We start from the raw sequence: 23551 nt of genomic DNA on the forward strand, positions 1-23551 counted from the left end.
CTATTTTTTTTCGGGAACCACCCCTACAGCACCTGGGCTCATCGAAACGTTTGGCGCTTGCCCTGCCGAGATGGTTGGCAGTTGTCCAGGAATAACCACACCGACAGGGCGGAACGCTTTCCGCTTTTCGTACGTTATGACAGGAACGTAGACTTCAACCTCTTCATACGCAGGCTGTGGCGCGTACGAGTAGGTTGCGATTGGCGGCTGTTGCACCGGATACACCGGATATGGTGCCGCAGGATACGGAGCGTAGGGTTGCGGCGGTGCGGGTTGCGGATAGTAGGGATACGGCGTTGGATACCACGCCAGCGCGCTCAGCGCGCTGCTCGAAACAATGGTTCCAACAGCAAAGAGACGACGGATTAAACCGGACATGCTTCCTCCTCGCTTACGGTTGAACATAAAAAACTGGTGGCATAGCTACCGGTACCGGATAGTGCATCGGCGCGGCTGGCATCGGATAGTACCCAGGATAGGTCGGATATGTTGGCGGCATCATACCATAGGGAGCATAGGCTGGTTGTTGGTAGCCATACGGATATGATGGCGGTGCGATGCACGGGTGTTGGGGTGACGACTGAAGCGTCTGGCACGGGTCAGGTGCCGCAGGTGGACGATTGAATTGCGGCACGCGCCCTTGACGCCCAACTTCAATCGTTGTGGTGTTGGAAGCCCGCTCTTTAATCACAAAAAAATGCTCATCGCGACTTCCGCTGGCATCTTCAAGGAGAACACTGGAGCCGAGTACCGTAATTTGTGAATTCGATGGTGCGTAGACTTCCTGTCTGCCGCAGCCGGTCGCAGCAAATGCGACTACCAACCCCATCATCAATACCATTCGCATGAAAACCTCCGCAAAAGAACATTTGCGAGGGAACAGAGTGCCTTCATGGCTCGCCCGCTTCCCTCTTCCGTGAGTGATTCGAATGAAGATAAGGAGATTTCACCGTGTGTCAACTCATTTTGCAGGTAAATACCCCCCTGAAGGATTCATTTCACCGCAAAAATTTGCTGTAGAAGCTCCATCTCCGGTAATGGTCGACTAAAAAGATATCCTTGGAAACGATCGCATCCCATTGCAAGGAGCGCATCGCGTTGCGCTTCAGTTTCCACCCCTTCGGCAATGACCTGAAGATTCAGGTTGCGGCCAAGGGTAATGATCGTGCGGATAATCGCTTCATCATTTTTTTCTGACAAAAGATCGCGCACAAAGCTCTGGTCGATTTTCAACTGATCAAGCGGCAGGCGTTTCAACAGGTTCAGCGAAGAATATCCCGTCCCAAAATCATCGAGCGAAAAGCTCACCCCTCGCTCACGCAAGGCGAGAATTTTGATGATCGTCTGTTCAACATTCTCTACCAGCAAACTTTCCGTTAATTCCAATTCTAGCAGGTGCGGGTCGGCACCGGTTTGCTCCAGCACATTGAGCACGTCAGCGACAAATTCGGGGTCGTGCAGTTGTCGCGCGCTCACATTGACCGCGACTCTCCAATGCGCCGTTTCTGGCTGTTGCGCCCAGCGTGCCAGTTGCCCACAAGCGGTACGCAAAATCCAACGTCCGAGGGGGAGAATCAAACCACTGCTTTCTGCAATCGGAATAAATTCTGCCGGCGACGTCAGTGGTTTACCAGGTGGCTGCCATCGCACCAGCGCTTCCACACCGAGCATTGCCCCTTGCGCGGTATATTGTGGTTGATAATAGAGGATAAATTCATTTTCTAACAAACCACGCCGCAAACCTGCTTCCATTTCTATCCGCATATTGGCTTGTTTTTGCATGGACGGGTCAAAATACCGCACCGCATTGCGGCCACTTTCCTTGGCCTCAAACATCGCTAACTCGGCGCTTTTTAACAGTTCATCGCCGCGACCCGTGTCGGATAAAAATGCCGCGCCAATACTTGCGGTAACAGTGTACGACGCGTGCTCCAGCACAATCATGCCACTCAACTGTTCGACAATTAGTGCAATCACGTGTTCGACTTGCTGCAACGCTTTCTCGCGATTCGCACTCAGATTATCTTTTAACAAAACAAACTCATCGCCCCCAAGACGCGCCATGGTATCGCCTTGTTGCACAACTGCCTGCAAGCGTGTCGCAATAATCTGCAAGAGCCTATCGCCTACTTGATGCCCAAGGGTATCATTGAGGTCACGAAAATGATCCAGATCGATATACACAATCGCCATATCATGCGCATAGCTGGTGATATTCGCCACACCATCGCGCAATCGATCAAGAAACAAGCGGCGGTTCGGCAATGCGGTTAGCGGATCGTAAAAAGTTAACTGATGGAGCTCTTCTTGATGACGCCGCTGCTCCGTAATATCTGTTGAAATACCGCACAGCGCGACAACTGATCCACGGGCATCCCACAAAGGAATTTTTACCGAAAGATAGGTGCGCGTGATGGATTGCAGCGGGAAGTGATTCGTCTCTTCGATAACCAGTTTTTCCCCTTTTTTTAACACCCGGCTGTCATTTTCATACAGGCGTGCCGCCGTTTCGCTATCAAATAAGCTATCATCGCGCCTGCCAATAATCTGCTCGGCACTTAATCCAAAAACTTCACACACCTTTTGGCTTACAAATTGGTAGCAGTGATGGGAATCCTTGATATACACATACGCATCTAAATGGTTCAGGATCGTACTCAACCGCTCGTCACTTTCCGCCAACTCACGGGTTTTCTGGCGTACCTGATAGCGCAGTAGATATATGAACGCCACCGTGACGGCCAGCAAAGCAGAAAGAATTCCCAGCCCCCACCAAAGCGCTTTCGGGATTGGCTGTGGTTGCGTTTCACCGCCCCAACGCCGCAAAATCTGATAGTACATCGAATCGGGATTATCGCGCCACCGCGCTAAATGGGCATCAATCTGCGCACGCAGGACGTCTCCCTGACGTGGCGGCGTGGCATAAAAGAGGCGTGACGGAAGAAACATCACCGGTGTCGGAAAAAGATGGAAGGTTGGCGCGTTATAATGGCCATGTAAGTGATTGGTCACCATGGCATCAGCATTGCCATCCGCAACGGCTTGCAACGCCCGTTCTAATGTTGGCACAACGACAAAGTCAGGACGGATATCAAATTCGTGCGCTAAGCCGCGCAGGTAACTGAGTTGTATAGAGTCTTCCAGAATCGCAATCCGTTTTTGATCAAGCTCCAGAATGGTGGTGATAGATACTTTTTCGCTGCGGTAAACCTGTGACCAACTGTGCAACACCGGAATGGCATGGAATTCCATCTCGGTTCGCCGTTGTTCGTTTTCCGCCACATCCGGCAAAAGATCAATCTGCCCCGTGCGAACCAGTTCCATACACTGCTCCCACTCGCACGGCACCACCTCAAGCTGCCACCTCTCAAGGCGTGCTATCTCAACGATCAAATCGCCCAAAATACCAGAAGGCTTTCCGGCACGATCAACCGTAATTTTCGGCACGTTCTCATACACCCCTATGCGAACCACAATCGGAGTCGACAATGCGGGGGAAATACTTATCAATACGCACATTAAAATACTCAATGAAAAGAGAACGAGGTTTTGCATTGCACGACCTTTCCGAAATGCGCCTTCTCGGATTCATACCATATTCGCTCTTCGGAAAACAGGGCGAATTCGGTGGCGATACACTACGTTGCCTGAATAATCCCATGCGCCAGCGCATACTTTACCAATGTAGAACGCTTCTTGGTGTTCAATTTCTCCATAATATTCGACTTGTGCGTTTCTACCGTTTTCGAACTTACCCCCAACTCTTCGGCAATTTCTTGTTGCGTATATCCCAGTGCCACGAGTCGAAGCACTTCAAGCTCCCGCTTGGTGAGCGAAGCGACCGGTGGCACACTGTCGCTGGTGCGTAGCTTGCGTGCTGTGCGACGAGCGATATTTTCGCGCAACCCTTTTTGCAGAGCAAACTCACCACTATAGACCGCACGAACAGCATCAATCAGCTCGGTATCTGCCGCGCTCTTCAGGATATACCCCGATGCGCCAATTTGCAGCGCCCGACCCACATATTCCGGCTCATCGTGCATGGTAAGAAAAAGGATTTTTAACAGCCCATATTGCCGCAAAATATCTTCGGCCAGCTCAAGGCCATTTTGGTCGGGCAGATTGACATCGAGTAAAATAATATCAGGGCGCGAATGCTTTAATATTGCGCGTGTTTCCGCAGCATTACTGGCTTCAGCAATGATTTCCATGTCCGATTGCGCACTGAGTAACATGGCAAGACCACTGCGTATGACGGCATGATCATCGACAATGAGAATCCGTATCATGCAAGAGCCTCGCTTTCTTCGTACGTTATGGGAATGCTGACATAAATGGTCGTTCCGACACCACGCGTTGATTCGATCTGAAACGTACCACCGACAATCTCAACCCGTTCCTGCATGCCGTGTAAACCCAAATGCTCGTGGCTGGTATCGCCAGCAAAGTGGCGTTCAACATCAAATCCTTCACCATCATCCTCGATAATCAACTGCAATAAATCACCACGCAGCGTAAAAATGATGCTCACATTTGAAGCCTCTGCATATTTGGTGACGTTAGTGAGCGCCTCTTGCACAATGCGGAACAAGGTAATTTCCAATTCTGGCAATAAGCGCCGACTGATTTCGCGCCCCTGAATCACGACATCAACTTCAAACTGAGCATTCTTTTGGTATTCGCGTCCCAAATGCTCAACCGCTGGCAAGAGTCCCATGTCATCCAAGATACTCGGACGCAACTGACGTGAAATCCGTTTGACTTCGTGAATCGAGTGCTCCACAACGGCGCGCATCCTTTCAATCTCTTCGTCGATAAGCACGTTCCCCTCGGCGCTCTTCAGGTGGCGCAGATGGAGCATGAGCGAGCTGAGCATTTGCCCGGTTTCGTCATGCAACTCCCGACTTATCCGTTTCCGTTCAGATTCTTGCGCGGTGATCAATGTTTTCAGCAAATTACGCCGCACACTCTCTTTTTTTTCCAACTCCGCAAGAAGGCGGCTGTTCTCCCCCTCTTTGCGCGCCAGATTTTCCCCCATTTCGTTAAAGGCGCGCGCCAAAATGCCGATTTGATCTTTGGTGTGAATCACCACGCGCTGCGCAAAGTCACCGAGCGAAACGCGCCGCGTTGCATCGACCAGCAAATTGATGGGGTAATGCAGCAAATTCGTCAGCAAAAACGCGGCGAAAATGCCGACAATTGACATCATAATTGTCGTTTGCACAATCGTGCGCGTCACGTGAATAATCGACGCGCGGATATTTTTTTCGTGTAAACCAACTCGGGCAACGCCAACGCGACCGTCAACTATCGGACGGGAAAAATCGTGCACCACCTGCTCCTCAATTTCAAGAAGACGCTTCCCCTGGTTCATGGCAGGAACTTCCTGTGCTACACGCAATAACGCCACCGGAAACCCGCCGGAAAAAGTATGCGCCACCACCTCGTTTTTCTCGTTCGTCACAAAGGCGTACTGCACACTATCGTTGTTGTTCACGGTATCGTGTAAGAGCTGGTGCATGGCATAGACATTGCTGGTGAGCACTAAATCAGCACTGCGCGCCGCCAAATCGCTTGCCAGCGAAACCCCCTGCTTATCAAGTTCGCCCAGCAGCAGATCACTCACAATGCTCCGCATCTCCAGCGCCACGCCTGCGCCAAGAAAGAGGATAAAGCCAATGGTGATCGAAAGCACTTTCATCTCCATACTGACACTCTGTGTNCCGGAGTAATAACTCCCAAAACTTGGTAAACATACTACTCAACCACCTCTATTTTACCAGCAATCTCGCGGATGTAGTCATAGTGGCCAGAATTCACCATCACAAAACGGTCGATAAACAAGGTGTCCAGCGCTTGCTTCCCCAGCGGTTCGTTATGCATATTCAAAAAGGCACGGCGAATAAGCTGATAGTCCTCCTCCGATAAACCCGGACTGACCACCACGGGCGGAGCCCCGACAAGCGGCGAAACATGCACCACTTGCAACGCCGCGCCAATTTCTGGATAGAGGATGTTCGACGAGCGAAAGACAAGACTGTCGATGGTTGCCCCATCCACAATCCCGTCATACACCGCCCGCAAGGAGTTGTCGTGACTATACGTATAAAACGTGCTGGCAAAAAACGTTTCTGGGGTACGATCAACCTTTACCAACTCGCCACGAAGCGCAATGTGACCAGAAAAAGACATAGGATCGGTAAAGGCAAACCGCTTATTGCGCAGCTCTTCCAGCGAATTAATACCACTATCGCGCCGCGTAATCACCACCGCCTGATAGTAAGGGTTTCCCTCAACTTGCGGGACAGCGACAGGCCTTGCACCGAACAATTCCGCTTCTACAAATGAATAGGTGCAGATAAATGCCAAATCAATTTTATTTTCGCGGATCAGTTCATTGACCTCGCGATAGGTACGGCGCTGCACTAACTCAACCTTGCGTCCCGTTTGTTGCTCGATATAACTCAAAACCGGCCCATATCCCTTCATCGTCTCCAAAGGCGAGATCATTGATGAAACTGCCACCCGAAAAACCCCCGGCGAATCGACAGTGGCGAGGCGCGTGCTGCGTTCCGAAAGATCAACCGGAATAGGTTTTACCGAACGAAAACTTACACTGTTGTAGAGCGTCAGCGAGATAAGGATGGTCAGCGAAATTGACCAAAACATCAGTAATACTTTATAGTTCATACGTTGCACCTCATGTGTGTTCTGTGAGCGTAGACGTCGGGTAAAGATACGCATATTTCTGTTGCGAGAGTATCAGGTTTTTCCCTGAGAAAAAAACGGATTTCTACCGATGGTTTTCTGGCCGCAGAAGTCTTACAAATTCAAACGTAGTTATCCTGCNAGGAAGTTCAACAACCCTATTCACAGATTGTGGAGGTAGAAATGCGGATTAAAAGACGAGAGTTTTTGAAAGCCAGTGCAGCCGTTGGCGCTGTAGCGGTAGCTTCACCCACCCTGAACGCTTTTGCTCAAACAGGAACCGGCGCAAGCGCGATGGGCGAGGCGGAAGGTAAGTGGATTCCAAGTACCTGCCAAGGGTGTACCACATGGTGCCCAGTTGAGTTTTTTGTTCAGAATGGCCGTGCGGTCAAAGTACGCGGCAACCAGCTTTCCAAAGCCAACAACGGCTACTGCTGTGTACGCGGCCACTTAATGCTGCAGCAACTTTATGATCCAGACCGTATCAAGACTCCAATGAAGCGCACCAATCCGGTAAAAGGTCGCAAAGAAGATCCAAAATTTGTCCCTATCACATGGGATGAAGCAATGGATACCATTGCCGACAAGATCATGGAACTACGCAAAAACAATGAAACGCATAAGTACTTGCTCATGCGCGGTCGCTATTCCGACCACAACAGTATCTTCTACGGCGATCTCACCAAGATGATCGGCTCACCAAACAACATCTCGCACAGCGCTATCTGTGCCGAAGTTGAAAAAATGGGCTCGATGGCCACCGAAGGATTCTGGGGCTATCGCGATTACGACCTTGATAACATGAAGTACCTCATTGCATGGGCGTGCGACCCGCTTTCTTCTAACCGTCAGATTCCCAATGCCATCCGTAAAATTCAGGGTGTTATGGATCGCGGTAAAGTCGTCGCGGTTGACCCGCGCATGAACAACACGGCCTCAAAGGCGCAAGAGTGGCTCCCAATTAAACCTTCGGAAGATGGCGCACTCGCATTGGCGATGGCGCATGTCATCATCACCAAGGGTCTTTGGAGCAAAGAGTTTGTTGGCGACTTCAAAGATGGCAAAAACAAATTCGTTGCCGGAAAAACCGTCAAAGAAGAAGACTTCGAAGAAAAACTCACCAATGGCATTGTTAAGTGGTGGAATCTTGAAGTGAAAGATCGTACCCCGAAATGGGCGGCGAAAGTAACTGGTATTGACGAAGCGACCATTATTCGCGTTGCCACAGAGTTTGCTCAGGCCGCTCCAGCCTGTGCCATCTGGTACGGCCCGAACATGCAGCCACGCGGCTCGTATGCCGTTATGTGTATCCATGCCCTGAACGGCCTTGTTGGCGCCAGCGACAGTGAAGGCGGCCTCTGCACCGGTATGGGATCACCGAGCAGCAGCTATCCAAAAATAGATGCTTATCAGGATGATGTTGCCAAAGCGGGAGCAAAGAACAAAAAGATCGACCAGCGCGGCACCCTCAAGTTCCCTGCCATGGGCAGTGCGAAACCCGGCACTGGAGTTGTTACCAACAACGTCGCCGATGCACTTCTGGCGGCTGACCCGTACGACATCAAAGTGGCGATTGGCTACTTCTGTAACTTCAACTTCTCCGGCACAGATGGTGCCCGTTGGGACAAGGCGCTCGCGAAAGTTCCCTTCTTTGTCCATTGCGTTCCAATGTTCTCCGAAATGACCTACTTTGCGGATATCGTACTTCCTGCAGCACTGCACCATACTGAGGACTGGGCGGTTATCCGCAGCAAGGCCAACCTTCACGGCCATACTTCCATTCAGCAGCCTGTAGTTGAGCGGATGTTTGACGTAAAAGGGGTTGAAACCGAAATAACGTGGTTGCTGGCGGAAAAACTCAAAGCCAAAGGTTTTGAGAATATGTACAACTGGCTCTATAACGAATACAAAGATCCTGAAACTGGCAAAAATCCGACTAACAGCCTTGAGTTCGCCCTCTATGCGACCAAGATCCGCAGCAAAAAGTGCTGGGATCCGAAGGAAAATGCGGAGTACAAAGGCGACAAGCTGAACGGCTGGGCAGACTTTATGGAGAAGGGTATCGTGAACTCTCCGAAGTTTAAGTTCCGTCAGAAGTGGGAAAAAGGGTTCCCGACCGAAACGAAGAAATTCGAATTCTACAGCGAAACCCTCAAAAAAGGCCTCTTGGCACATGCCGAGAAAAACAAGGTCACCGTTGATCAGGTGATGGAAGCGACCAACTACGAAGCTCGCGGCGAATTGGCTTTCATTCCGCACTACGAATCACCAAAACGCCATGGCGACGTAAAAGAGTTCCCATTCTCACTGATCGACATGAAGTCACGCCTCAACCGCGAAGGTCGCAGCACTAACGCCACCTGGTATCATGCGTTCAAAAAATGCGATCCGGGCGATGTAAACCAAGAAGACGTACTCCAAATCAACCCCGCTGATGCGAAGAAGCTTGGCATCAACGAAGGCGACATGGTGAAAGTCACTTCGGTTATCGGCAGCCTTACTGTCAAAGCGCGTCTGTGGGAAGGGGTACGCCCCGGCTGTGTGGCCAAATGCTACGGCCAAGGACACTTCGCTATGGGTCGCGTTTCGGCTAAGGACTTCGGCAAAGCGGTCGCACGTGGAGCTAACTTTAACGACATCATGCCTGCCGATTATGATCGCATCACCGGCGCAACGGCCCGCAACGGCGGCTTTACCGGCGTTAAGATCGAAAAAGCGTAAGGTAGAAGGAGGACATACACATGGCTAAATATGGAATGGCGATAGATCTGCACAAATGTGCCGGATGTGGGGCGTGCGGCCTTGCCTGCAAAACCCAGAATAATACCGACGATCCCCGTGATGGACAGAATTTTAACTGGGCAGACTACTGCTCAAGCGTAGAAGGAAAATTTCCAAAAGTTTCCTACACCATGCGCCCGACACTGTGTAACCATTGCTCCGACGCTCCGTGCGTTGCCGCATGTCCGGTTACCCCGAAGGCAATGTACAAAAAAGACAACGGCATTACCATGCACAACGAAGCACGTTGTATTGGGTGCGGTATGTGTCAAAACGCCTGCCCATACAGCAGCGCGAACCTTGATACCGACAAAGCAGCTCAATTCAGTGTTATCAGCATCAACCGTGGCCAAGTGCAACCACGCTATAACGATGGCACAGAAATCATCAAAGGGTGCACGACTTCCGGCAAAGAGATTGCTGCCAAGGCTGGAGCAACACCTCCATACCAGACGGCGCACACTCACCCAGACTACAACCCTGTTCGTGGCACTGGTAAAGCTGAAAAGTGTATCTTCTGTGAACATTTGGTAACCAAAGGCAGTCAACCGTACTGCGTACAGGCTTGCCCATCAAGCGCCCGTATCTTTGGCGATCTTTCTGACGCAAACAGCGAAATCAGCAAAGCAGTAAAAGCGTATGAAACGCACGCACTGGCTGATAACAAAGGGAAAGTACAGAAAGCAAGCGAAGGCACGAAGCCAAACGTTATCTATCTCCGCAAATACAGCGCGAAGTAACCTAACAAGTCGTTTGCAATGATGAGGTGACTAAGGGACAACCCTTCGTCACCTCTTGCAATTTATACTCATTTGAGTACGATACAGTCCCTTTAACAGAGCTCTCAAAAACGGAGTCCACATGACCATTACCCAGTTTGCCGATTTTGAAATGCAGCGCGCCGAAGGGTACCGTCTTCTTGCTGCATTATTCTATCAACCAGAACTTGAGATGTATCGCGAGAATAACATTTTTCCGCACCTTCTCACTATTGCTCATGCACAAGCGCCGGAAGCCGTAGCGCCACTGAACGCTCTTGAAGCCGCACTTCGTAACGTGGAGTCTGAAGAAGCCTTACTGGTCGAATACGCCGCGCTCTTTGTTGGCCCAGGAAAACTGCTTGCGGCTCCATACGGCTCTATCTATCTCGATGATGAAAAACTTTTAATGGGCGACTCAACACTAGAAGTTATCAAAACCTATCGCGAACACGGACTGGCTATAGACAATGAATTCCACTGCCCGCCAGATCACATCACGGTGGAGCTGGAGTTTATGTACTTTCTTCTCCACAAGGAAGCTACTGCCTTGCACGAGAGCGATATTGAAACCGCCAAAAAATATCTCGCAACGTCCGAGAGTTTCCTTCAGGCAAATCTCCTCAAATGGGTTCCACAATTTGCTGAAGATATTATCACAGAAAGCACCGTTGAGTATTACCGACTCCTCGGACAAGCCTTGCAAGCATACGTCAGTTCAACCGCATGGAAAGCCCATATTCCTGAATCGCTGTAGGACACACCTTATAAAAAACACTGAAAACAAAGAAGCCAAGGGGAGATTCCTTGGCTTCTTTGTTGCTTGAAGGAAACCTATTCTAGGCTACTATGTGCCAACTTGATTCTTTCTGAATATTTCGCACCACCATTGCGTAATTGACAATTGTCAGATATAAAATGTGTAAAAAAATGCGCCGTCCAAGAAATGCACTCCTTCCTCAAAGTGAGCACAGAATCAACAAAATTTAAGGAGAATTTACGTGAGCAATACGAGTTCAAATGCTTTGGCTCTACGACAACACCAAGGCGCATCGACCCCGAAAACGCGCGTGCTTTTCCCAAATTTCACGATGCGCGCCAAGTTGATTGCTTTTTTTGTCGCGATGGTAGCATCAGTAGCCGTTGTGATGGTCGCTCTGGTGGTTATCGCAACACACACAACAATAGAAGAAGATTATGAACTACTTGTCCTTAACTCTGCTACCAGCACGGCCGCGACGCTCACAAACCTTCAGGAGCGAGTGACCACCTACACGGATATTTTTTCCCGCAAAGAAGGCATTGCGAACGCCCTAGCCTTTAACGATATACAACGATTAGAACAGATTTTAACGGCTGACTATCAAGCGCTCTACGCCAACGACTCCACGATTGCCACGCTAGAAGTGACCGACAATCAAGGGATCGTCATTATGCGCGGTCACAACCCTTCCAAGCACGGTGACAATAAATCCGCCGTCCCTATGATCCGCGATGCTCTCCAAGGAAAAGCAAGCAATGGCTTAACTGTTTCAATTACTACTGGTGAAATGGCAATGGATGCCGTTATGCCACTGCGCCATCAGGGCGAAGTCGTTGGAACCATAAAAGTCGGCAGTTATCTGCGGCAGAATACCGTGCAGTATCTTTCCGCAATATCCAATTCTGATGTCGCCTTTATTGCGAAAAATCACATCAATGCGTCAACCGTATCGGGATTTCAGGGTGAACATGCCCTTCCCGCAGAGGTTTTGAGCCGGTTAGAACGGAAAGAAAAGTTTTTTGACATCCTTACGATCAACGATCAAGAGTACAATATCGTGTACCAAGCGCTGTATGACGGTCGCGGACAAATGGCGGCCATCGTAGCAAACCTGCTTAACCGTGAACATCTGGATCAGACCAAACAATCAGCGGCTATAAACACCGTATTAGTCGTGCTCGTACTGGCGACCGTTTCCTTGATCAGCACAACGATAATCGCCTTTCGCATGACTAAACCACTCTTAGATATGCAACAAGAGTTTATCGATCTCGCTGCTGGCAATGGCGATTTGACCAAGCGCTTCCCCGAATATGGTAAAGACGAAATATCCAAGGCCAACGAAGCCATCAACCGTTTTCTTGAGTTAACCCATCAAATCGTCAGAGAAGCGTCCAATGGTTCGCATGAAACCGCGACTGCCAGCGAAGAACTTTCGGCAACCTCGGAATCACTTGCCAGCAATATTGCGCAACAGTTTGACCTGGTGGAAAGAACTGGCGTACTGGTGAATGAAGTCGGAGCCAACCTTGATGCAACCGAAGAGTTGGCGGTTACGTCAACGCTTGTTCTGGAAGAGGGCTACAAGATGCTCTCGACACTCTTGCAAGATCTTGCCAAAGTGAACGAACAAATCCTGCATGACAACAAAGATCAGCAAGAAGTGGCAAAGAAAATGGAATCACTGAACCAAGAGGCCAATCAGATTGCCAGCGTTCTGGCCATTATCTCTAACATTGCCGACCAAACGAATTTGCTGGCACTCAACGCTTCGATAGAAGCGGCGCGAGCAGGAGAGCAAGGACGCGGATTTGCGGTGGTCGCCAATGAGGTGCGCGTTCTCGCGGAACGGACGCAAAGTTCACTGGGCGATATCCGCACGATCATCAACAGTATCACACAAGGAATTGGCAGCATTCATGGCGACGTGAATCAGGTGGCCAACAGCATTCTTTCCATCGCCAACAACTCGCAAGGGCTGATGGATCAGGCGGGCGTAACACAACAAAAGCTCTACCATACCGTTGAATCGTCGTCTGAGTTAGTGCGGAAGAGTACATTTATCGCCAAAAAGACCAAAGATTTGATTGAAATTATGCAGGAAATGGTCATGCTTTCGCAGGAAAATAAAAATGCGGGCGACAACATTAGCGATGTCGCCGTGACACTGGCGCAAAAATCACACTCCCAACTCGATATGCTGCAACGATTTAAAACATAATACTTTTGTCATTCAACGCAAAAAAGGCTCGACACAATGGTGTCGAGCCTTTTTTACTTCCGCGGGCATCCTATCAACTATCCCCACGCTATCAGAAATGGTTTTTCTGTCAAAGCCAGCACTTCATCAAGATACCGCCCTTCCTGCTCCTTGCGACGATGCAATACCGTGTTGGTGATCGGCAACGGGGTGAAGCTTTGATTGACCACCCATCCCCACGGTGCGATTCCAGCACGCTTCAGGTCATCCTGCAGGGCGCTCGCTTCGTGCACCGGAGTCGCTTCCGGCAATGTCACCACAACGATTTTTGTAAATTCAGGGTCGCGTAGGCGCGGCAGCAATGCCTTGATCTCAGGTGGAATATCGCCCATCGACCGTGAGACCTGACGGTGATACGCTTCCGCCGCATCAAGCAGAAGCAACGTGTGTCCCGTCGGTGCCGTATCAATCACCACAAACGCATCAGTTCCATGAGCCACCGTGCGAGCAAAAGCACGGAAAACCGCAATCTCTTCAGCACACGGCGAACGCATTTCTTCTTCTAACAGCGCACGCCCCGCTTCGTCAAGTGTGGCACCAGTCGTAGCCATCACTTCAGCAATATACGCCGCCTTTTCGACTTTCGGATCAATACGACTGACGTGCAGATTGCTAGGGAGAACATCACCAGCAGCCGCCGCAATATGAGCAGCGGGATCGGTCGTGGTCAAGTGCACCGAGTGACCGGCTGATGCCAGTGCCAAAGCAATCCGTGCGGCAAGCGTCGTTTTCCCCACGCCCCCCTTACCCATGGTCATAATCACCCCACTGCCCGCTTGCGCGAGCTCGCCAATCAGGCAATCAAAGGTGCCGAAAGGTGCGGTGTTGTAGGCAAAGAGCGGCATTGCCAGCTCATCAGGTTCTTCGTCAGTTGTCGTAAAGAAGCCCCTGAGTGCATCAATACCCAGCAGTGGACGGGAAGAAAGCGGCAGCTCAACCCGTGGCAGATCGCGCAGCGCAGCAGGAACCGACGCCAATGCCGCTGCCGCCCGCTGGGAAAGCGCCCGTGCAACGGCATCGCTGCCGTGCTGGCACCGGAAAATGCCATTTATCACCAGCATCTGATGCGTGATATCAAGCGCTGCCAACTCGGCTGCCGCCCGTGCCGCTTCATCGAGTGTCGCCACCTCCGGTCGTGCCACGACCACGACCAGCGTTTGAGCGGGGTCGGCGAGCGCCGCACGGGTTCCCTGATAGAGTTCTTTTTGCGCGCCCAAGCCAGAAAGCGGTCCGAGGCACGAAGTCCCCCCAGCATTATTGGCCAGAAAATCGCTCCACGCCGCAGGGAGTTCCAGCAGACGGAGCGTATGTCCAGTCGGAGCGGTATCAAACACAATATGGGCAAAGCGACCACTGAGTTCGCGATTGCCAATCAATTTAGTAAATTCATCGAAAGCCGCAATTTCGACCGTACACGCGCCGGACAACTGCTCTTCGATGCTGACCAGCGCCGCCTCCGGCAAAATGCCACGATACGGCCCAACAATCCGTTCGCGGTACGCCGCGGCAGCGGCTTCGGGATCGATGTTCATAGCAAACAGATGCGGCACTGCGGCTATGGCGCACGGCGCATTGGTCAGGTGCACGCCAAGCACTTCATCCAGATTTGACGCGGGATCAGTGCTGACCAGCAACACGTCAGCGCCATTGCCCGCCAGTGCGATGGCCGTCGCCGTGGCGGTCGTTGTCTTCCCCACGCCCCCTTTTCCGGTGAAGAAAAGGTTGCGCGGCGCGTTATACAGCCACTCCATCAGCAACACTTCCCTTTTGATACTCCCGCAACAGAGCTACCGCAGCAACTTTCGGCTTTTTTGAACCGTGGCGCTTCGATGGGTACGACGACACCATTCAGGCGGAAAGCCGCCATGAATTCCTCGTTACTGGGATAGCGCCCCTGCATAAAAAGGACGTCGCCAATATAGGTTATCGGCAGGACACCGTTCCCTTCACTTTGCAGCAGGCGTGATACTTCGACTTTTTCAACAAAGGCTTGCGGCGTGGTCGAAAGGCCATAGCGGGTTACACTGACACCAGCCGCCTCAGCTTTTTTCATCAGGTCATTGACGCGAACGAGTTCCGGGTCGACAGATGGGCCGCAGACGCCGGTTGGACAGCACATCGCCGGATCGTAAATCGTAATGTTCATAAAGGCTCCTTGAGTGTATTCGTTGTTCTTGGCTACTTCGCGAGTTTGTCCGCGAGGAGTTTTTTTATCATCGCACGATCGGGAAAGCTGATGGCGTCTTTTGGGCAAAATTTTGAACATTTATTGCACAGAACGACGCAGTTATAGGGTGACTCCACCACCATTTTTTTGTGCTGGGTATCGAGCACAAAAACGTTGTTGGCGCAGACCCCGAGGCATTCCCCACAGCCAATACATTTCGCTTCGCTTATTTCGGGAAACCACGGAATTTCGCCCCGTGGGATGCCCATATAGGTTCGATCATCCGACATGGCTTTCTCCATTCTTTTGCTTCAGTGGTCGCTATGCACCAACCGCCGCTTTAATTTTTTGGAAAACCGATTCGTTATCTTCCATCCCCATCGAGACGGGGATCCAGTGCGCTTCGTCCATAGGAACGCCGGCATTGTCAAACCCGTCGCGGAGCAATTTCTTTTGTTTGGTTTCATTGCAAGCCGGTGTAATAAAGAGGATGTCTTTGGAAAGAACATGTCCCATAAAGCGCTCCCCATCCGGCTCACACAGGCGCGGATGCAGGGCAAGAAATTCGATCTCATCTTCGAGTTCCAGGCGTACCCGTTCTGCGAGTGACCAGAAGTCAAGTTTTGCCATACTAGCGCACGCACCGCTACAGGTACAAAAGAGAACGGCTTTTTTCTGTTTTTCCGTTGAACTGCTCATGATAATTCTCCTTCATGGTGGCGTGATACTAAAATTAACCGCAACACTTTCCGCCAAGGGTGTCGGTACATCCACAGGATTTTGATTTCATTGCCTGCATCATGGTCATCATCTGTGCCATATCCATGCCGCAGCCTTCCATCATTTGGCGGCACAGAGGCATCATTTCGGCCATCATACGCTGAGGGTTTTCACTGAAGAGCGTGCAGACCTCTGGCATGATGGATTGCAAAAAGGTGATTTTTTCATCTGCTGATAAATTCCCAAAAATGCTTTTTAGATCTTCACGCATACTGTCATCTCCTTAAAGAGGTAAATGGTTTATCGGTATAGACAGAAAAACTTCGTATCACTCCGGCATTGGTATGAGCAGTACTGGCACCAACGAATTGCGCACGACACTGTGACTGACGCTGCCAAGGAAAAACTCACGCACAAACCCCCGCCCTTGTGTTCCCATGACAACCATTGTAGCGCCATTTTCTTGAACGGAACGGCAAATCTCTTCATGAGGAATGCCGTAGCAAACCTCTGAGTGTACTTGCAATGTTGGTGCATTTTTCAGGAGAAGTCGCTTTAAGTGAGCGAGGCGACTGCGATCGTGTTCATTAAACTCTTCAAGTCGATCTTTCAGGTGTTGTTCGATTTTAATTTTATCTTGCACGTGCACCAGTGTGATCTTTTTTACCGCTTTTGTAATCAACTTTTGTAGTTCACTAAAGGCATTATCCGCCATTTCAGAGAAATCTGTGGCAAACAATATGTGCTCGCCAAAACCGCAGCTCCCGAAAGGTGTGCAGGCAGAATTTTCACCCGATTTTTCCACCGGAACCACCAATACTGGCTTTTGGGATTTGTTGAGCACCCCAAAGGCAACGCCACCAAGAATTTTTTCTTCCGCCAACGATTGCCCTTGGGTGCCAAGAACGATGAGATCGTACTGTTCTTTTGCCGCAATACGGTTGATTTCCTGTTTCGGGGAACCAACAACGATACGGGTTTCTACGGTAAATCCCTGCTGTTCGAGGTTCTTTTTCTGCGCATCCATAAGCTCTTCGAGCGATTCAGTTTGGTACGAATAGGCGGTAGCAGCCGCATGCGCAAAGCTCAGGCACTGCAATAATAAGCAATCGGTAGCCTCGAAATCTTGCAGCCCTTTTAAGCATTCAGTCATAGCGTACGATGCCGGTGAGAGATCAGTCGCGACAATAAATTTCTTAAACATAGTGTTACCTCCCATTACGTTGTGCGAGATTCAGGAAACCAGTCACGGGTGTTATTGGCAAAACGGACAAGCGCTAACATGACCGGCACCTCGACAAGTACGCCAACAATCGTTGCGAGCACCGCTGGGGAAGAGGCTCCGAACAGCGTAATTGCAACCGCAACGGAGAGTTCAAAAAAATTCGACGCGCCAATCATTCCCGCTGGCGCCGCAATATCGTGGCGCAAGCGCAGCTTCTTACACCAGAGATAGGCGATAAAAAATATCAGGCACGTTTGCAGCGTTAAAGGGATAGCGATCAGAAGAATATGCAAGGGGTTGTTGATAATAACGTCACCCTGGAATGAGAAAATCAATATGAGCGTCAGGAGCAACCCAACAATCGTGATATTGTTGAATTTTGGGATAAAGCGTTTATTGAAATACTCTTCCCCTTTGCTTTTAATGACAATATTACGGGTAATAATGCCACCCGCGAGCGGAATAACGACAAACAGCAGGACGGACAGCAAGAGAGTATTCCACGGAATGGTGATGCCGCCAACACCAAGCAAAAGCGCAACGATCGGCGTAAAGGCTACCAAAATAATCAGATCATTCGTAGCAACCTGTACTACCGTGTACGCTGCGTTGCCTCGTGTCAGGTGACTCCAGACAAAAACCATTGCGGTGCAAGGGGCAGCGCCTAGTAAAACAGCACCAGCGAGGTAGTCTTTTGCCAACTCTGGCGGGATGAGCGATTTGAACACAACGTAAAAGAAAAATGCGGCAATGCCAAACATGGTAAAGGGTTTAATGATCCAGTTGACAGTCCACGTCACATACAGACCCGCTGGATTTTTGCGAACATCTTTAATGCTCGCAAAATCGACCTTCATCATCATAGGGTAAATCATCAGCCAGATCAGCACCGCAATAGGTATGGAGACCTTCGCATACTCAAACTGAGCCAATGTCTCTGGGATGGCGGGAAGGAACTGACCAATCAGCACCCCAACGACCATACACAGGACAACCCAGAGGGTAAGATTCCGTTCAAAAAAACTGATTCCTGACGACGGTTGGTTTTCCATTATACATCTCCTTCTTGCAATTCTTGAGTACTCAAGCATGAGGCCTCTTGTGTTGCTGGCGCGCAACTCAGAGACAAGAGCGCACGGTCGCGCTGCACCTGTTCTTGCTGCCGCAAGTCTGTCAATAAACTCCATAAAAACGTTGTCTGTGAACCGTGCCAAATCGGCGCGAGGCTGTACCACATCCACGTTCCATGGCGGCGATCTTCTACCAACCCAGCTCCGCGTAGTACGGCTAAATGGCGCGACACGGTGGATTGCGGCAAGCTGAGCACCGCCGTGATGTTACAGACGCACAACTCTTGTTCCGCAAGGAGCGCAATGATGCGCAGGCGGGTTTCGTCGCAAAGTGCTTTGTGATAACTAACGAGTTGTTTCATAAATATCCCTATATCCGGATTTTCAAATATTGTCAAGCGACTCTTCGCTACCAACCATACAAATGAAAGATGCTGTAATAGAGCCCCACCACAATAAACACCGCTCCGGCCAGCGGGCGCACGTACCGTTCCACCAGCGAAACCTTTTCAAAAATGCGACCGACAGAGGCACTGGCAAAAGCGAGCACAAAGGCGAACACGATGACGGGCAAGGCGGTGCCGATGCCATAAGCGGCGGGCATCAGGAATGCGGACTGCTGTTGAAGCGCCAACGGGAGCAAGCCGCCAAAAAATAAGCCGGCGGATATGGGACAGAATGAGAGGGCAAACAAGGCTCCCAGCGGAAAGGCCCATGCCACACTGCCGCCAGCGATGGTATCTTGAAATTTCCCAAGGTGGAGTCCGAATGAAAGCCCTTTGCCAATCCAACCCAGCAACAGGAGTCCAGCCAAAATGAGAAGAGGGCCAAGGGCGTCGTTCAGGTATTTTTGCAAGAAAAGTGAAATATCGCTACTCTGAAACAGGCCAAAAACGATCAGTGCCCCCAGCGCTACATACGCTACGGTACGCCCCGCCGCATAGAGCAGGCCAGAGGCGAGCACGGAGAACTTCTTCCCCGACTGCCCGCCGATAAACGAGACGGCGGCGATATTCGTGGCCAAAGGGCAAGGACTCATGGCCGTAATGATGCCCAACCATGCCGCCGAAATCAGTGCCAGCAAGGATATATCCATCACAAGGCTCCTGCTGGCAATTGAGCAACGTGACGGTCGATCGCCGCCTGAATGTACGCGGTCAGCTCTTCAGGCTTCTCGGCAAATGTCCAAATTTTATCCAAGCGCTCAAAGTCGCGAATGCGGCCATTGTCAACCAACGCGACAACTACGCTGGTCGCAACGACACGAAACTTCTTGGCGAGTGCTTCGTTTTCCTGAAAATCTACAACGCTCCAGCGAATGGATCCGTTCGCCAACGGCTCCGCATACGATGTGTCCAATAACCCTTTGGTAAGCGCTTCAATTGCGTTGCAACTGACACAGCGAAAGGTAGCGTGTAGGTAATAGACCGCCACGTAGGTTCCTGCGGCAGGCGCACCATTATCAATCCCATCAGAAGCCGAATGCTTGCCAAACAAAAAGCCGATACTCACCAACGTGAATATCAGCAGAGCGGTGGTGAGTATTTTTTGTAGCTTTACCGCGTTAAAAATCATTACAGAGTACCTACTCCCTTAACCTGACGTTCGTCTCAAAAAAATTTATTTACGCTAAACCATTCACGCTTAATGCCTATATCCGGATTTACGAATATAGTCAATAAAAAAACAATTGACACCATTTTAAATATGGCGCATGAGGCATAGACATGCGGCGGGATACTCCGTTCTCGCCAACACTTTGATCACGTTTTGAAAGGGTGGTGTAACCATGTGGCAAGCATTGGTTGACCGTATAATGTATGAGTGGCTGGCACTTTCACCAGAAAGCCAGCTCAATCAAGCGGCCAATTTTTTCATTTACGATGTGATAAAAATTTGGTTTCTGCTCATTTCGATTATTTTTGTGGTGACGTTTGCTCGGAGCTACGTTGATGCCAATCGCGTGCGAACCTGGCTGCAGGGAAAATCAGAGTTTGTCGGCAATATTTTAGCGGCGTGTTTCGGGATTATTACCCCGTTTTGCAGTTGTTCGGCTATCCCGCTCTTTCTTGGGTTTTTGCAGGCACGGATTCCGCTGGGGGTAACCTTTTCGTTTCTTATCAGCGCACCGCTCAATAACGAAGTGGCGATTGCCCTCCTCTTGGGGTTATTCGGCTGGAAAGTTGCGGGGCTCTACGTGGCGCTTGGCCTCACGGTCGCTATTTTAGGTGGCTTTGTGATTGGTCGCCTCAAGATGGAACGCTATGTCATCATCAATGTTGAACCCATGGAAGGCGAGCTTGATCCAGGCGAAATAGAAAAGCGGCCACTCGGTGAGCGTGCTAGTGAAGCGTGGCAGGGAACCGTTGAAATTTTCCGCAAAGTGTACCTGTACGTCATGCTCGGCGTCGGGGTTGGTGCCTTTATTCACGGCTACATTCCGGCAGATTTAATTGCTAACTGGGCAGGGCCCGGCAACCCTTTCGCCGTACCCATTGCTGTTCTGCTCGGTGTACCGATGTATTCCAATGCGGCTGGCGTTCTCCCCCTGATTTCGGTATTGACCGCCAAAGGGATGCAAATAGGCTCGGCGTTGGCATTTATGATGGCCGTCACGGCACTTTCGCTCCCTGAAGCGATAATTTTAAAACAAATCCTACATGCGCGCCTGATCGCTCTCTTTTTCGGAATCGTCAGCATCGGGATCGTTGTTGTAGGGTATGTCTTCAATTTCTTTCTTTCGTGAGGTGAATGATGAAACCAGAGAAGTGGCTTTTTGTTTGTATCCATAATAGCGCCCGTTCGCAGATGGCCGAAGCGTTTATGAATCAACTCTCCGGCGGACAGATTGTGGCGGAAAGTGCTGGTATCGAGCCGGGCAAGCTGAACCCGATTGTGGTCAAAGTCATGGCCGAAATCGGCATTGATATTAGCGGCAATGGCACGAAAAGCGTGTTTGAACTGCTCAACCGTGGCAAGCAGTACGATGTTGTTGTCACCGTGTGCGACGAAGCCTCCGCCGAACGGTGCCCAGCGTTCCCCGGCCTGAAGGTCAAGCGACTTCACTGGGGTTTTCCAGATCCGTCTGCTATCAAAGAGGGCAGCGAAAGCGAGCGTTTACAGAAAATTGGAATTATTCGTGACGATATTCGTCGCACAATCGTTGACTATCTTGCTCAGGAGGCACAATGAAACTCGAAGTATACGGCACGGGATGCGCGAAATGCGAACGGTTGATGGAAGCGGTCGATCGCGCCGCCAAGGAACTGAATCTGGATTTCACCCTCGAAAAAGTGAGCGACATTCAGCAGATCGTCAAAAAAGGGATTATGGGCACCCCAGCTTTTGCCATTGATGGCACGGTCAAAACGACGGGCAAAATCCCCAGTCACGATGAATTACTGAGATTACTGACAGCTCAATAACGCATTTTGTTTTGCGGGCATCTCCACAGCTGGGGTTGCCCGCAGTAACACACTACTTACGGCTTCCGTGGACAGCATTCCTGATAGTGGCGTAAAAATTGTTGCATCTGCTCCAGCGCCGCGCCATCGCTGAAAGCATACACGGTACGATTCCCTTCACGCCGCCGCTCCAATATCCCCCCTTCGCACAACGCTTTTAAATGTTTTGAAACCGTTGGCTGATGCAAGTCGATATGCGCCTCTACATCGCTGACACAGCAACCACCCTGTGCATCGCGGCAGCAATGGGTGGCGAGTTGCTGTAAAATCTCTAAACGCATGGGGTTCGAAAGGAGCGCAAAGAGTCGGGAAAAATGTTTGGCGTCAAAATTTTGCATCAGCAACACCGCTTCGACTGCGGCCCACCGCAACAGCCGCTCCCTTTGGGCACGGTTTTCAGAATATCTTCGCGCAAAACAGCAACGAGGCAGCCGGTCCCTTTTTCCAGCGTAATCGCGCCAAACACACAGTTATTCTGGCAAGCACCACACTCAAGGCAACTTTCGAAATCGGTCACCTGTGCTTTGGCGTCCACGAAAAAGATAACTCCGCGTGGACATACCCGCTGGCACACACCACAGCCAACACATTTGCTGTGATCAAACGCTATCATGCTTGCACCGCCTTATACACAATGATCGCCATGCTGGCGATAAGCAAACCAATGCTGATTGGCAAATAACGAAGTGTTTCGTACTTCACAATCGAGTAATTACTGACACCACTGTTGCCCGTATAATAAAGACCAAAAAACAGACTCCCTCCCAAAACAAATAGTATGGCAAAAAGAGTATCCAGCCAACTCCATCCCCCGTAAGCGAACATCAACAATGCACTCAACATGAAGGCACTTCCAAGCCAAAGTCCTTTGATGGCAAAACGTTTGGAAGGAAGAATTGGAAACAACACTATATAGAGCCACGCGATCGCAATACCGCCAGCGAAAATCTGCCACCAGATCTGTGTCGCAAAAAACTGGTGCAACACCCACGCCGCAACAGTCGGAAGTGCCAGATACGTGGCAATCTGTATCGTGCTCGGTGGCAGGGTAAAAAGGCGGTCGCGCAGGGTAAAGCGATAGATACCAGCAAAGTCGGCGTGCGGTTGTTGCGCAAGATACGCGGGAATATCCGTCATGTAGATGGGACCAATGCGCGGTGTAATCCCCACACGCTGGAGCGTTGCTAATTGCACACCGGAGAAACCCAGTTTCGGCAGAATCAATTCCATCCCCTTCAGTGAACCCGTTACGGCTTCTGGATAACGGGCAAGTTGGCGCAAAATTTCATCAGCGCTAAACGTCCCCTTACCACTGGCACACCACACGTTCACTCCGGCAGTGTCGAGCACCAGAATCCGCTGCGGTGGAAGAAAGCGTAAAACTCGCCACCAAAGAAGAAAGACCGTCAAATGGTAGTTGCAGGTGACTAACATGGGGCTGGAACTGGGATAGTGAGCGCCCGTATAGTACAGGCCGGGAGGAATCTGTTCAAACAAGCGATAGGAACGCATCCATTGCCAAAATGCGAGCCAAAAATCCTTCAGGCCGAAGTGGAGGAGGGTTGGTGTTGTCATTGACGCACCCCTTCAATAAATCAATATCATGAATATTCAGAAATATAAATATGCCAACGA

26 protein-coding genes are annotated in these 23551 nt (G+C 50.5%); 7 read left to right on the top strand and 19 right to left on the bottom strand.

All coding sequences use genetic code 11. The features are described from left to right. The 6 genes from P304_RS0104645 to P304_RS14065 form a co-directional block, all read right to left on the bottom strand. Window positions 1-378 (bottom strand): hypothetical protein, encoded by a 378-nt coding sequence (locus P304_RS0104645; protein WP_027389590.1) that lies wholly within the window; start codon window positions 376-378, stop codon window positions 1-3. A 13-nt stretch (window positions 379-391) separates the two neighbouring features. Continuing rightward, a complete protein-coding gene (locus tag P304_RS0104650; protein ID WP_027389591.1) occupies window positions 392-847 on the bottom strand; it encodes a hypothetical protein in 456 nt (151 codons plus the stop codon). 146 nt (window positions 848-993) lie between these two features. Further along, window positions 994-3555, bottom strand: coding sequence for an EAL domain-containing protein (locus P304_RS14055; RefSeq protein WP_330216749.1), 2562 nt, complete (start codon window positions 3553-3555; stop codon window positions 994-996). An 83-nt stretch (window positions 3556-3638) separates the two neighbouring features. Next, window positions 3639-4289 (bottom strand): response regulator transcription factor, encoded by a 651-nt coding sequence (locus P304_RS0104660; RefSeq protein WP_051321410.1) that lies wholly within the window; start codon window positions 4287-4289, stop codon window positions 3639-3641. Beyond that, complete coding sequence (locus P304_RS14060) at window positions 4286-5701, bottom strand: HAMP domain-containing sensor histidine kinase (RefSeq protein WP_236613303.1); 1416 nt, start codon at window positions 5699-5701, stop codon at window positions 4286-4288. The genes P304_RS0104660 and P304_RS14060 overlap by 4 nt, the downstream gene beginning before the upstream one ends. A 56-nt stretch (window positions 5702-5757) precedes the next feature. After that, the gene (locus tag P304_RS14065; RefSeq protein WP_051321412.1) at window positions 5758-6690 is read right to left on the bottom strand and encodes a substrate-binding domain-containing protein; all 933 of its coding nucleotides are present in this window, start codon (window positions 6688-6690) and stop codon (window positions 5758-5760) included. A 201-nt stretch (window positions 6691-6891) separates the two neighbouring features. Here P304_RS14065 and P304_RS0104675 point away from each other — a divergent pair, with 201 nt between their 5' ends. The 4 genes from P304_RS0104675 (at window position 6892) to P304_RS16005 (ending at window position 13231) form a co-directional block, all read left to right on the top strand. After that, window positions 6892-9429, top strand: coding sequence for a molybdopterin-dependent oxidoreductase (locus tag P304_RS0104675; protein WP_027389593.1), 2538 nt, complete (start codon window positions 6892-6894; stop codon window positions 9427-9429). 20 nt (window positions 9430-9449) lie between these two features. After that, window positions 9450-10229: a 4Fe-4S dicluster domain-containing protein gene (locus P304_RS0104680; RefSeq protein WP_027389594.1), complete on the top strand. Its 780-nt coding sequence runs from the start codon at window positions 9450-9452 to the stop codon at window positions 10227-10229. A 121-nt stretch (window positions 10230-10350) separates the two neighbouring features. Beyond that, window positions 10351-11004: a TorD/DmsD family molecular chaperone gene (locus tag P304_RS14070; protein ID WP_051321413.1), complete on the top strand. Its 654-nt coding sequence runs from the start codon at window positions 10351-10353 to the stop codon at window positions 11002-11004. Window positions 11005-11248: 244 nt separating this feature from the next. Then, window positions 11249-13231, top strand: a complete 1983-nt coding sequence (locus tag P304_RS16005; protein ID WP_051321414.1) for a methyl-accepting chemotaxis protein — start codon at window positions 11249-11251, stop codon at window positions 13229-13231. 77 nt (window positions 13232-13308) lie between these two features. On the opposite strand, the gene arsA is transcribed toward P304_RS16005, so the two are convergent. Genes arsA through P304_RS16015 form a run of 10 tightly spaced genes read right to left on the bottom strand, consistent with a single transcriptional unit; the run spans window position 13309 to window position 20027 of the window. After that, window positions 13309-15021: an arsenical pump-driving ATPase gene (gene arsA, locus P304_RS14080; RefSeq protein WP_051321415.1), complete on the bottom strand. Its 1713-nt coding sequence runs from the start codon at window positions 15019-15021 to the stop codon at window positions 13309-13311. Continuing rightward, window positions 15021-15416 (bottom strand): arsenite efflux transporter metallochaperone ArsD, encoded by a 396-nt coding sequence (gene arsD, locus P304_RS14085; protein WP_051321416.1) that lies wholly within the window; start codon window positions 15414-15416, stop codon window positions 15021-15023. The genes arsA and arsD overlap by 1 nt, the downstream gene beginning before the upstream one ends. A 32-nt stretch (window positions 15417-15448) precedes the next feature. Then, entirely contained in the window at window positions 15449-15727 is a 279-nt protein-coding gene (locus tag P304_RS14090) for a 4Fe-4S dicluster domain-containing protein (protein WP_034764169.1), read from the bottom strand. Between the two features lie 31 nt (window positions 15728-15758). Then, window positions 15759-16136, bottom strand: coding sequence for a hypothetical protein (locus tag P304_RS16010; protein WP_051321417.1), 378 nt, complete (start codon window positions 16134-16136; stop codon window positions 15759-15761). A gap of 34 nt (window positions 16137-16170) precedes the next feature. Further along, window positions 16171-16428 (bottom strand): hypothetical protein, encoded by a 258-nt coding sequence (locus P304_RS0104715; RefSeq protein WP_027389595.1) that lies wholly within the window; start codon window positions 16426-16428, stop codon window positions 16171-16173. Window positions 16429-16485: 57 nt separating this feature from the next. Next, a complete protein-coding gene (locus P304_RS0104720) occupies window positions 16486-17361 on the bottom strand; it encodes a universal stress protein (protein WP_027389596.1) in 876 nt (291 codons plus the stop codon). A gap of 14 nt (window positions 17362-17375) precedes the next feature. Further along, a complete protein-coding gene (gene arsB, locus P304_RS0104725) occupies window positions 17376-18434 on the bottom strand; it encodes an ACR3 family arsenite efflux transporter (RefSeq protein WP_027389597.1) in 1059 nt (352 codons plus the stop codon). Next, complete coding sequence (locus P304_RS14100) at window positions 18434-18814, bottom strand: ArsR/SmtB family transcription factor (RefSeq protein ID WP_084417535.1); 381 nt, start codon at window positions 18812-18814, stop codon at window positions 18434-18436. The genes arsB and P304_RS14100 overlap by 1 nt, the downstream gene beginning before the upstream one ends. 47 nt (window positions 18815-18861) lie before the next feature. After that, window positions 18862-19548, bottom strand: coding sequence for an aromatic aminobenezylarsenical efflux permease ArsG family transporter (locus P304_RS0104735; RefSeq protein ID WP_027389598.1), 687 nt, complete (start codon window positions 19546-19548; stop codon window positions 18862-18864). Beyond that, the gene (locus P304_RS16015; protein WP_051321418.1) at window positions 19548-20027 is read right to left on the bottom strand and encodes a nitrophenyl compound nitroreductase subunit ArsF family protein; all 480 of its coding nucleotides are present in this window, start codon (window positions 20025-20027) and stop codon (window positions 19548-19550) included. The genes P304_RS0104735 and P304_RS16015 overlap by 1 nt, the downstream gene beginning before the upstream one ends. Before the next feature lie 214 nt (window positions 20028-20241). On the opposite strand from P304_RS16015, the gene P304_RS0104745 reads away from it, so the two are divergent. From P304_RS0104745 to P304_RS0104755, 3 genes are read left to right on the top strand one after another with little or no spacing between them, the layout of a single operon-like run. Next, complete coding sequence (locus P304_RS0104745; RefSeq protein WP_027389599.1) at window positions 20242-21198, top strand: permease; 957 nt, start codon at window positions 20242-20244, stop codon at window positions 21196-21198. 8 nt (window positions 21199-21206) lie between these two features. Then, window positions 21207-21644, top strand: coding sequence for an arsenate reductase ArsC (locus P304_RS0104750; RefSeq protein ID WP_201766919.1), 438 nt, complete (start codon window positions 21207-21209; stop codon window positions 21642-21644). Next, window positions 21641-21877 carry a thioredoxin family protein gene (locus tag P304_RS0104755; RefSeq protein ID WP_027389601.1) on the top strand — a complete coding sequence of 79 codons (237 nt, stop codon included), beginning with the start codon at window positions 21641-21643 and terminating at the stop codon, window positions 21875-21877. The genes P304_RS0104750 and P304_RS0104755 overlap by 4 nt, the downstream gene beginning before the upstream one ends. 56 nt (window positions 21878-21933) lie before the next feature. On the opposite strand, the gene P304_RS14110 is transcribed toward P304_RS0104755, so the two are convergent. The 3 genes from P304_RS14110 to P304_RS0104770 are packed head-to-tail and all read right to left on the bottom strand — an operon-like array spanning window position 21934 to window position 23491. Further along, window positions 21934-22287: an ArsR/SmtB family transcription factor gene (locus tag P304_RS14110; protein WP_160165011.1), complete on the bottom strand. Its 354-nt coding sequence runs from the start codon at window positions 22285-22287 to the stop codon at window positions 21934-21936. Then, window positions 22254-22529, bottom strand: coding sequence for a 4Fe-4S binding protein (locus tag P304_RS14115; RefSeq protein ID WP_084417536.1), 276 nt, complete (start codon window positions 22527-22529; stop codon window positions 22254-22256). The genes P304_RS14110 and P304_RS14115 overlap by 34 nt, the downstream gene beginning before the upstream one ends. Then, complete coding sequence (locus tag P304_RS0104770) at window positions 22526-23491, bottom strand: hypothetical protein (protein ID WP_152514490.1); 966 nt, start codon at window positions 23489-23491, stop codon at window positions 22526-22528. The genes P304_RS14115 and P304_RS0104770 overlap by 4 nt, the downstream gene beginning before the upstream one ends. Window positions 23492-23551: the final 60 nt, after the last annotated feature.

Source organism: Chrysiogenes arsenatis DSM 11915 (assembly GCF_000469585.1).
GTDB lineage: Bacteria > Chrysiogenota > Chrysiogenetes > Chrysiogenales > Chrysiogenaceae > Chrysiogenes > Chrysiogenes arsenatis.

Excerpts from the sequence above, each read along its gene's own strand:
- P304_RS0104645 (WP_027389590.1), bottom strand. The coding sequence starts at position 378 with ATGTCCGGTTTAATCCGTCGTCTCTTTGCTGTTGGAACCATTGTTTCG.
- P304_RS16015 (WP_051321418.1), bottom strand. The coding sequence starts at position 20,027 with ATGATTTTTAACGCGGTAAAGCTACAAAAAATACTCACCACCGCTCTG.
- P304_RS0104755 (WP_027389601.1), top strand. The coding sequence starts at position 21,641 with ATGAAACTCGAAGTATACGGCACGGGATGCGCGAAATGCGAACGGTTG.
- P304_RS14115 (WP_084417536.1), bottom strand. The coding sequence starts at position 22,529 with ATGATAGCGTTTGATCACAGCAAATGTGTTGGCTGTGGTGTGTGCCAG.
- P304_RS0104735 (WP_027389598.1), bottom strand. The coding sequence starts at position 19,548 with ATGGATATATCCTTGCTGGCACTGATTTCGGCGGCATGGTTGGGCATC.
- P304_RS14090 (WP_034764169.1), bottom strand. The coding sequence starts at position 15,727 with ATGTCGGATGATCGAACCTATATGGGCATCCCACGGGGCGAAATTCCG.
- P304_RS14055 (WP_330216749.1), bottom strand. The coding sequence starts at position 3,555 with ATGCAAAACCTCGTTCTCTTTTCATTGAGTATTTTAATGTGCGTATTG.
- P304_RS14065 (WP_051321412.1), bottom strand. The coding sequence starts at position 6,690 with ATGAACTATAAAGTATTACTGATGTTTTGGTCAATTTCGCTGACCATC.
- arsD (WP_051321416.1), bottom strand. The coding sequence starts at position 15,416 with ATGAACATTACGATTTACGATCCGGCGATGTGCTGTCCAACCGGCGTC.
- P304_RS0104745 (WP_027389599.1), top strand. The coding sequence starts at position 20,242 with ATGTGGCAAGCATTGGTTGACCGTATAATGTATGAGTGGCTGGCACTT.
- P304_RS14060 (WP_236613303.1), bottom strand. The coding sequence starts at position 5,701 with ATGAAAGTGCTTTCGATCACCATTGGCTTTATCCTCTTTCTTGGCGCA.
- P304_RS14070 (WP_051321413.1), top strand. The coding sequence starts at position 10,351 with ATGACCATTACCCAGTTTGCCGATTTTGAAATGCAGCGCGCCGAAGGG.
- P304_RS0104770 (WP_152514490.1), bottom strand. The coding sequence starts at position 23,491 with ATGACAACACCAACCCTCCTCCACTTCGGCCTGAAGGATTTTTGGCTC.
- P304_RS0104715 (WP_027389595.1), bottom strand. The coding sequence starts at position 16,428 with ATGCGTGAAGATCTAAAAAGCATTTTTGGGAATTTATCAGCAGATGAA.
- P304_RS0104750 (WP_201766919.1), top strand. The coding sequence starts at position 21,207 with ATGAAACCAGAGAAGTGGCTTTTTGTTTGTATCCATAATAGCGCCCGT.
- arsA (WP_051321415.1), bottom strand. The coding sequence starts at position 15,021 with ATGGAGTGGCTGTATAACGCGCCGCGCAACCTTTTCTTCACCGGAAAA.
- P304_RS0104720 (WP_027389596.1), bottom strand. The coding sequence starts at position 17,361 with ATGTTTAAGAAATTTATTGTCGCGACTGATCTCTCACCGGCATCGTAC.
- P304_RS0104680 (WP_027389594.1), top strand. The coding sequence starts at position 9,450 with ATGGCTAAATATGGAATGGCGATAGATCTGCACAAATGTGCCGGATGT.
- P304_RS0104675 (WP_027389593.1), top strand. The coding sequence starts at position 6,892 with ATGCGGATTAAAAGACGAGAGTTTTTGAAAGCCAGTGCAGCCGTTGGC.
- P304_RS16010 (WP_051321417.1), bottom strand. The coding sequence starts at position 16,136 with ATGAGCAGTTCAACGGAAAAACAGAAAAAAGCCGTTCTCTTTTGTACC.
- P304_RS0104660 (WP_051321410.1), bottom strand. The coding sequence starts at position 4,289 with ATGATACGGATTCTCATTGTCGATGATCATGCCGTCATACGCAGTGGT.
- P304_RS14100 (WP_084417535.1), bottom strand. The coding sequence starts at position 18,814 with ATGAAACAACTCGTTAGTTATCACAAAGCACTTTGCGACGAAACCCGC.
- P304_RS0104650 (WP_027389591.1), bottom strand. The coding sequence starts at position 847 with ATGCGAATGGTATTGATGATGGGGTTGGTAGTCGCATTTGCTGCGACC.
- arsB (WP_027389597.1), bottom strand. The coding sequence starts at position 18,434 with ATGGAAAACCAACCGTCGTCAGGAATCAGTTTTTTTGAACGGAATCTT.